General features: G+C 61.3%; 4 protein-coding genes. All 4 read right to left on the reverse strand.

What is annotated here, in order from left to right; genetic code table 11:
• A partial coding sequence (locus ACWF6P_RS01305) for an Ig-like domain repeat protein (protein WP_452619681.1) occupies positions 1 to 1,463 on the reverse strand: 1,463 nt, incomplete at its 3' end.
• A 91-nt stretch (positions 1,464 to 1,554) separates the two neighbouring features.
• Positions 1,555 to 4,437: a beta strand repeat-containing protein gene (locus ACWF6P_RS01310; protein ID WP_452619682.1), complete on the reverse strand. Its 2,883-nt coding sequence runs from the start codon at positions 4,435 to 4,437 to the stop codon at positions 1,555 to 1,557.
• 30 nt (positions 4,438 to 4,467) lie between these two features.
• Positions 4,468 to 7,344 carry a beta strand repeat-containing protein gene (locus ACWF6P_RS01315; protein WP_452619683.1) on the reverse strand — a complete coding sequence of 959 codons (2,877 nt, stop codon included), beginning with the start codon at positions 7,342 to 7,344 and terminating at the stop codon, positions 4,468 to 4,470.
• A 212-nt stretch (positions 7,345 to 7,556) separates the two neighbouring features.
• Positions 7,557 to 9,043: Ig-like domain repeat protein (locus ACWF6P_RS01320; protein WP_452619684.1), on the reverse strand; the 1,487-nt coding region annotated here is incomplete at its 5' end.

Raw genomic sequence — 9,043 nt, forward strand, 5'->3', positions numbered from 1 at the left:
GCCGCACCCGTGATCGCCGTAGCCGGAACCGACAGTGACGTCGTCGTCTCCACATCCACCGGAGCCGGATCCGAGACCGTCACCGTCTGAGCCGACGCCGAAGAACTCACAAACCCAGCACCGGCGGTGAAGTCAGCCGTAACACTCTGCACGCCAGCAACATCAAACGCATGCGACAGCGTCGCAACACCCGAGGAGACTGCAACCGGAGAACCGATCGCCGTGCCGTTCGACTTGAACTGCACCGAACCAACAGCATTCGAGGGAGCCACCGTCGCAGTCAGATCAACCGCCGCACCCGTAACCGCCGTAGCCGGAACCGACAACGACGTCGTCGTCTCCACATCCACCGGAGCCGGATCCGAGACCGTCACCGTCTGAGCCGACGCCGAAGAACTCACAAACCCAGCGCCAGCGGTGAAGTAAGCCGTAACACTCTGAGCGCCAGCAACACCGAACGCATGCTGCAGAGTCGCGGTCCCACCGGAAACCGTCACCGGAGAACCGATCGCAACACCGTTCGACTTGAACTGCACCGAACCAACAGCAGTGTTCGGAGCAACCGTCGCGGTCAGATCAACCGCAGAACCCGTGACCGCAGTAGCCGGAACCGACAACGACGTCGTCGTCACCACATCCACCGGAACTGGGTTCGAGACCGTCACGTTCGCGGCGACGGATGTCGAACCCGCGTATGCCACCGCACTCGGCGTAAATACCGCCGTGACGGAGCGTGAGCCAGCGGATCCAAAAGAGTGAGCCAATGTGGCCACACCACCACTGACGGTGACAGGTGACCCGATATTGCTGCCGTTGTCCTTGAACTGGACAGCTCCCGGCACGTTGTTGGGCCCGACTGTCGCCGTCAGGTCTACCGACGAACCCACCGTCGCGGTGGCCGGCACCGACAGCGCAGTGGTGGTGTCGCGCTTGGCGACCGTCACCGATGGCCCCATGGTGGAATGATCTTCGGACACTCCGAAACCACTGCTTCCCATCACGGTGCCCCTGGCGGTGACGCCACCACCGAGTGCACCGAACGCGCAGGAATCCGTGACGAGGTACGTCACGCTGAGTGTCCACGGATTGTTTCCGTTGACCAGCCAGCCGGCATTGGTCACAGTGACTGACGTTCCCGTGACGGACGACGGAGTGATCGACGACGTAGACCCTCGCGTCAGTTTCGCAGAGCCCGTTTCGTACGTCAGGCAGGCGGGGTGTACATCGACGAAGGTGTTGATGTATCCGTCGATACCGGACTTGGTGATGGCAGTTGTGTACGTGATCTTGTCACCGAGATACACGGTGTCGACGTTGGAACTGCGCGTGAACCGGTACTTGCCCTCGGAGACGGTTGCCGTCGCAGCAGAGGAGACGGTAGCCGAGATGGAACCGACCGTGAGCAACGCCACCGAGGCGACGCCGACGAGCGCTATGCCACGACGAAACAGGTTACGCGACATGAAAACTTCTCCGACCTGAATCGCAGATCTTTTGGTGTGACATAGCTACTCCCGTCGACGGTATTCGAGTACTGCAGATGCTGTGACCAGTTCAGGAACCGAACGGAAGAGACCCCAGCGATCCGGTTCCGAGCGAACCGGTACCGCCGTTGCCGCCGTCACCGGGTGCCGCGTTGACCTGGACGGTGCGGACATCGGACGTGGACCCCGTGAATCCCGCTGCGCCACTGTAAATCGCCTTGATCGAGTGCACACCGGTCGTCGTGAATGTGTGGTTGAGGGCGGCGATCCCGTTGATTACCGCGACAGCCTCACCGATCGGTGTGTCACCGTCCATGAACTGCACGGTTCCACCGTTCTGCACCGAAGTGACAGTGGCGGAGAGAGTTACCGACTTGTTGACGGTCGAACTGCCGGGAACGGTTATTCCAGTGGCTGTTGCGATGTCGGACGGAGCCGGAGCGGTGACGTTCACCGTGCGCGCCAGCGCCGTTGATCCGATGATTCCGGAGCCGCCTGAATACACCGCGGTGATGCTGTGAGTTCCCGTGTTCGTGAACGTATGCGACAGGCCGGCAGCGCCAGCCGTCACGGCTTCCGGACCACCGATCGCAACGCCGCCGTCGAAGAACTGCACGGTGCCTTCTCCGACGATTCCGTCAGTCGATGTCCGAACGCTCGCCCACAAGTCTGTTTCCACACCGGTTTTCGCTTCACCAGGCACACTGAGCAATGTCACGGAGCCCTGATCGGCGACACTCACCTGGACGGACTGAACACTTGACGTTGATCCGTTCACTCCGTTAGTGCCCGAGAACACCGCCGTGATGTCGTGCGAACCGGCCGTGGTGAAGGTGTGGTTGAGCGTCGCTGAACCGCTTGTCACCGCGATGGCGCCGCCGATATTCGTACCGCCATCCTTGAACTGCACCGTTCCGCCGTTGCCCGCAGGAGACACAGTGGCTTTGAGGTCAACGGCACTGCCGGTGTTAGCACTGAGCGGAACAGTCACGGTAGTCGCCGAATCAGCTGCTGCAGTCGACACGGTCACGGTCTTGGGGGCCGAGATCGAGCCGCCGAATTCTGCACCGCCGGAATAGACGGCCGAGATGCTGTGCGCACCGTTGGTACTGAACTGATGCGAGAGTGTCGCCGATCCGTTGACCACTGCTACCGCACTTCCGATGTTCGCCGCGCCATCTTTGAACTGGATGGTTCCTGAGCTTGGCGTCGGCGAGACCACCGCAGTCAAATCCACGGCTGTGCTGGTTGAGGCAGCATTCGGCGCGTTGAGCGCTGTCGTCGTGTTCTGTTGAGCGAGAGCCACTGTGACGGTCGAGGGTTGGGAAGCCGAGACACCGAAGCCCGCGGTACCCGAGTACTCGGCGGTGATGCTGTGTGCGCCGGTAGCGGTGAACGTGTGCGCAAGAGAAGCGATTCCGCCACTCACGGCAACCGGGCCGTCGATCGCAACTCCACCGTCCTTGAACTGGACGGTTCCACCGTTGGGTTGCGGGTTCACAGTTGCCGTCAGGGTGACGGCAGCGTCCTTGTTCGCGGTGGAAGGCACCTGAAGTGTCGTGGTCGTGTCTTGCGTGGAACTCGAGATGTCGATCGTCTGCGCCTCTGCGGTCGAACCGTCGAAACCTGCAGTGCCGGAATAGACTGCGGTGATCGAATGCGCGCCGGTGGTGGTGAAAGTGTGGGCAAGCTTCGCTGCTCCGGCCGTCACCGGAATCGCACCTCCGATGTCGATCCCACCGTCCTTGAACTGCACCGTTCCACCGTCGGTTGCCGGTGAGATGTATGCGTTCAGGTCGACGGAGGTCTGCTCGACAGCGCTCGCCGGCACGGTTACCGACGTGCTCGTATGTTCATTGGGTGCCGCCACATTCACTGTCTGTGCTGACGACGTGGATCCGAGAAACTCGAGAACTCCCTCGTATGCGGCGGTTACGGAATGACCCCCCGATGTCGTGAATGTATGCGGCAGTGTGGCAACACCATTGACGACGGCGACTGGAGCACCGATGTCGGTTCCACCGTCCTTGAACTGAACGGTGCCGCTGGTCGGCGCCGGCGAGACCTGCGCGACCAGATCCGTCGACTGGCCGACGGTGGCCGTCGCGCCGGATGTCAGGGCTGTTGTCGTCGCCACCTGTGTGACGACGTTGACGGTGGCCAGCGCCTGACCGCCTGCATTCAATCCGCCATTGTTCGAATCACGCGGCGAGCAGTTGTACCGCTCCCAGTACCCCGGCCACAACGTTTCGTACTGCAGGAAGGTGAATGCGTTTTTCGGGGAGTTGAACGAGCCCGAATCACCGTCGGTCGCACGAACCTTCGGCTGCACCGTGCTGCCGGCAGCACCGGCAACCACCGTCACATCGATCGCGGGCAACCGGAAGGTATTCCCCGCTGCGACCTCGATTCCGCCGTCGCTGTTCTTACTCGTGTTCGGGCCGTTGCTGCCCTTGTTGTTCGAGTCAGCAGTCTGGTTGTTCCCCGAAATACGTAGATGCGTACCTGCGCCGTCCGGCGAACCGCCGTCGTTGATCCGAATCACCGACGGAGCCACACCTGACAGATTCGATGATGAACCTGCCACCACTCGCGCATCCACGAAGGACACCCCCGAAGGAATGTCGAAGTCGTACTTGAGTCGCGTCCACTTACCGACACTGCGACCAGCATGGCCACCTGTCGGCACCGACATCGCATTCGGTTGCACCCGGTACGTGAACGTCGACCCTGCCACTACCTTCTCCGGCGCCGACACCGTCACACCCGTCGAATGAAACACATCCGAGATGTCAACGGCCAAATGCTCGTAGCCGTCACACCCCAACTTGAAGTCAACACTCTTCTCCACGGGCGGCGATGACGACGGAGCTGCCGAAGCAACACCACCGGCCACCAACGCACCACCGACCAACGCCGCCACCACAACCGCGGAACTTCTTCTCACAGACACGAATACTCCTCAGCTAGCAACGCACGAAGGTCAGGAACCGAACGGAAGAAAATCACTGGATCCGCCGCCACCGTTGCCGGTCGAGGCATTTTCGACGAGGACGGAGGTAGCCGCCGACGTCGAGGCGGAGAATCCGGCTGCACCGCTGTACACCGCGGTAATCGGGTGAGTACCTAACTTGTCGAAGGTGTGCCCCAGGGTGGCAACGCCGTTGACCAGGACGACCGCCTGACCAATCGGTGTGTCGCCATCCATGAACTGCACGGTTCCACCGGCAGTCTCCGAGGCGATGACGTTGGCGCTCAACGATATTTGTGAACCCACCGTGACTGTGCCGGGTACGGAGATGACGGTGGCGGTCGAGATGTCCGACGCGGTCGCCTCCGATACGTTGATCGAACGGGCTTGCGCTGTCGAGCCGTTACGACCTTCTGATCCGCTGTAGGTCGCGATGATCTCGTGTGCACCCGTAGTGGAGAAAGAATGTGTCAGCTTGGCTACTCCGTCGAATACGAATACGGGCGCACCCAGGCTGACCCCTCCATCGGAGAACTGAACGGTTCCGCCGGTCGAAACAGGCTGCCCACTCGGCAATTCGAACACCGAAGCCCAAAGATCGGTGGCGGCGCCGGTCTTGGCTTCGCCGGGAACACTGAGCAGAGTGGCGGTGCCGAGATCCGCGAGACTGACCTCCACGGTGCCCGGGGTGGACGTGGAGCCGTCGAATCCGACAGCGCCGCTGAACGCAGCGGCAATGTCGTGAGACCCGGAATTCGTGAAGACGTGGCTGAGCGTCGCGACACCATCGACCACGTTGACCGGATATCCGATAGGAGCGCCCGCGTCCGTGAACTGAACGGTGCCACCGGAAGGCTTCGGTTCAACCGACGCCTTCAGATCTACTTCGCCACCGGTCCTGGCAGCCGCCGGGACGGTCACCGTTGTCGACGTGGCGACATCGGAGGACGTCACCTCGATGCTCTGCGCCGCCGAAACCGATCCGGCGGACGTCGGATCACCGGAATAGAGCGCGGTGATCGCGTGCGTTCCAGCCGTCGTGAAGGAATGGGTGATGACCGCTACGCCGTTGTCGACGGCGACAGGGTCACCGACCGGTACACCCGCGTCGGCGAACTGAACGGTGCCACCCGCTGGTGCGGGACTGATCACCGCGCGCAACTCAACCGGGTTCCGGGTCGTTGCCGATGGCGGCACGGTGACTACCGTCGTGGTCCCGGAGATTCCGTCATCGATCGTGATCGTCTTCGGTAGCGATGTCGAGGCTGTGAAGCCCGCCGTTCCCGAGTAGATCGCAGTGATCGAATGACTGCCGGCCGAATCGAAACTGTGAGTAAGGTTTGCGGTCCCTCCGACGAGTTCGACCGGGGCGCCGATATCGACTCCACCGTCCTTGAACTGGATCGTTCCGCCAGTAGGTGTTGGGAAGACTGATGCGGACAGCGCTACTTCGTCGCCGGTCGCGGCTGACCCGGAAAGGTTGACGAATGTTGTCGTCACCGAATCTGCCGCTGCGACTCCCACGATCTGAGGAGTTGACGTCGATCCCGCAAATTCGGATGTTCCGCTGTAGATCGCTGTTATCGAGTGCTGCCCGGGGGTTGCGAAGGAGGTGGTCAGCTTGACCTGCCCGGAGGTAACCTGCTGCGGCGCACCGAGATTGTTCGATCCGTCCTTGAACTGAACCGTGCCACCCGTCGGCGTCGGTGAGATTGTTGCACTCAAATCCACTGGCACGTTGAGCGCCGAATTCTCGGGCGCGGTCACTGCTACCGATGTCGCAGTGCGTGCGGACTGGACCTTGATTACCTTGGCCGCCGATGTCGATCCGGAGACTCCGGATACGCCGCTGAATTCAGCCGTGACGCTGTGGTCACCGGCCGTCGTGAAAGTGTACGGAAGTGCGGCGGTTCCGTTGACGACCGCGACCGGTCCACCGATCGGGTTGCCTCCGTCCTTGAACTGAACCGTGCCACCAGATATTCCACCGGAAACGCCCGCAGACAGGGTTATCTCGGTGCCTACGTAAGTCGAGGCCGGTATGTTGAGCTGTGTGGTCGAGGGTGCATCAGCACTCGATACTGCGATGGTCGCCAGCGCGCCTGCCCCGCTGTTGAGCCCCGATCCCGTTCCGTCCCGCGGAGAGCACTTGGTCGGCGCCCACTGGGTTCCACCGAGGAATGTGGCTTTGGCGAGTTGGGTGCTGAAATTTTCGCTTGCGTTGTAACTTCCGGCGCTGCCGGACGTCCGCACCTTCGGAGTGATTGCCGTCCCGGCAATGCCCGCGACGACGGTTACCTCGACGGCCGGCATCTGGAACCAACTGTCCCCGTTGCCGTTGGACGATCCGTCCAGATTCTTCTTGAGTTTGGGAGCACGGATGCCCCCTTCGCTGTTGGTGCTGTTCGAAGTGCCGTTGGCAATTACTTCGTTGTTGCCCGACAGCCGAAGCAGAGGTCCTGCCGAATCGACTGAACCCGACGTGTTGATCCTCAGCACGCCTGCCGGAACCCCATCGAGGTTCTTACCCGTGTTCGGCAGCACAGCGGCCTGAACGAATGTCGTGTTGTTCGGAATCTCGAAATCGAACTTCAACCTCGACAAATTGCTGGTCGTCGCGCCGGAATCACTGTCCGGGTATGAAGCCGGGCCAGGCTGGATCGTGAAAGTGAATGTCTCTCCGGATACCACTGTGGTCGGCGCATTGACGATGACTGAATCGTCTTTGGTCTTGTCGACGTTGATGGCCGCCGATGCGCGACACGTACTTTTGAATGAGGTCGTGGTGGTCTGCGCAGCAGCCTGCGCACCACCTATAAGCAGCATCCCGGCCACCAGGGCAGCGCCGGTCAGAGGCGCGGCGCAGTGCCGGAGCGTCGAGATGTGCATTGGTTCTTCTCTCGGAATACTCGAACAGAGCGAAAATCAGGATTGAAGCTGGACGCCCGTACAGTACCCGCCAAAAGTAGCACGTGTATCAGTTTTTTCGGACAAACATTCACAAATTGCCGATACCTACGCTAACGACCAATCGCTGAGTCTTTCGGCAATGCAATGCCCCTTGCACCCATGGGCGCAAGGGGCATCACATCATCGGAGAATCAGGAACCGAACGGCAGCGACAGCGATCCGAGCGAACCGGAGCCTCCACCCCCGTTACCGACGTTCACAACCGATGCAGTCGACGTGGAACCCGTAACTCCCTGGGCTCCGCTGTAAACCGCGGTGATCGAATGATTTCCGGTGGTGGTGAAGGTGTGGCTCAACACAGCCTGCCCACCTACAACATCAACAGCCGTCCCGATCGGAGTCGTTCCGTCGAAGAACTGAACTGTTCCCGACGTCGCGCCGGAAGAACTGACCACAGCCTTCAGCTGCACCGAGGTGCCGACCTTTGCCGAAGACGGAGCCGTCAACGACGTAGAGCTCTCGACATCCGACGGAGTCGGAACGGTGACATTGACGTCGACGGATTCCGCAGTGGAGGCAGTGAACACACCGGACCCACTGAATGTGGCCGAGACTGCAAAGGTGCCTTCTGCTCCGAATACGTGCGGCAGCTTGGCAACTCCGTCCACAACCGCGACCGGGGCGCCCTGATCGACTCCACCGATCTTGAACTGGACAGTTCCGCCGGACGGAACCAGGGCGTCCGAGGGATCTTCGGACACTGTCGCGAAGAGATCGACAGGGAGTCCGACCTTGGCTTCACCCTGAACGCTTAGAACCGTCTTCGTCGCCTTGTCGACCGGAGCCGGATCGGAGACAGTGACGGTCTGGGCAGATGCCGACGAACTGACAAACCCCGCGCCGGCAGTGAAGTCAGCCGTAACACTCTGCGCGCCAGCAGCATCGAATGCATGCGACAGAGTCGCGGTCCCACCGGAAACCGTCACCGGAGAACCGATCGCAACACCGTTCGACTTGAACTGCACCGAACCCACAGCAGCGTTCGGAGCAACCGTCGCCGTCAGATCAACCGCCGCACCCGTAACCGCAGTAGCCGGAACCGACAACGACGTCGTCGTCTCCACATCAACCGGAGCCGGATCAGAGACCGTCACCGTCTGAGCCGACGCCGAAGAACTGACAAACCCAGCACCGGCGGTGAAATCAGCCGTAACACTCTGAGCGCCAGCAGCAGCGAACGAATGGCTCAGCGTCGCAACACCGCCAGTCACTGTCACCGGAGAACCGATCGCCGTGCCGTTCGACTTGAACTGCACCGAACCCACAGCAGTGTTCGGAGCAACCGTCGCCGTCAGATCAACCGCCGTACCCGTGATCGCCGTAGCCGGAACCGACAGCGACGTCGTGGTCTCGACATCGACCGGAGCCGGATCAGAAACGGTCACCGTCTGAGCAGGCGCCGACGAACTCACAAACCCTGCACCAGCGGTGAAATCAGCCGTAACACTCTGCGCACCAGCAACATCAAACGCATGCGACAGAGTCGCAACACCGCCAGTCACTGTCACCGGAGAACCGATCGCCGTACCGTTCGACTTGAACTGCACCGAACCCACAGCATTGTTCGGAGCAACCGTCGCCGTCAGATCAACCGCCGCACCCGTAACCGCAGTAGCCG

Source organism: Rhodococcus sp. NPDC055024 (assembly GCF_053608585.1).

What these genes read in the sequence shown, in the direction of transcription:
- ACWF6P_RS01315 (WP_452619683.1), bottom strand. Translation starts at nt 7,344, where the DNA reads ATGCACATCTCGACGCTCCGGCACTGCGCCGCGCCTCTGACCGGCGCT.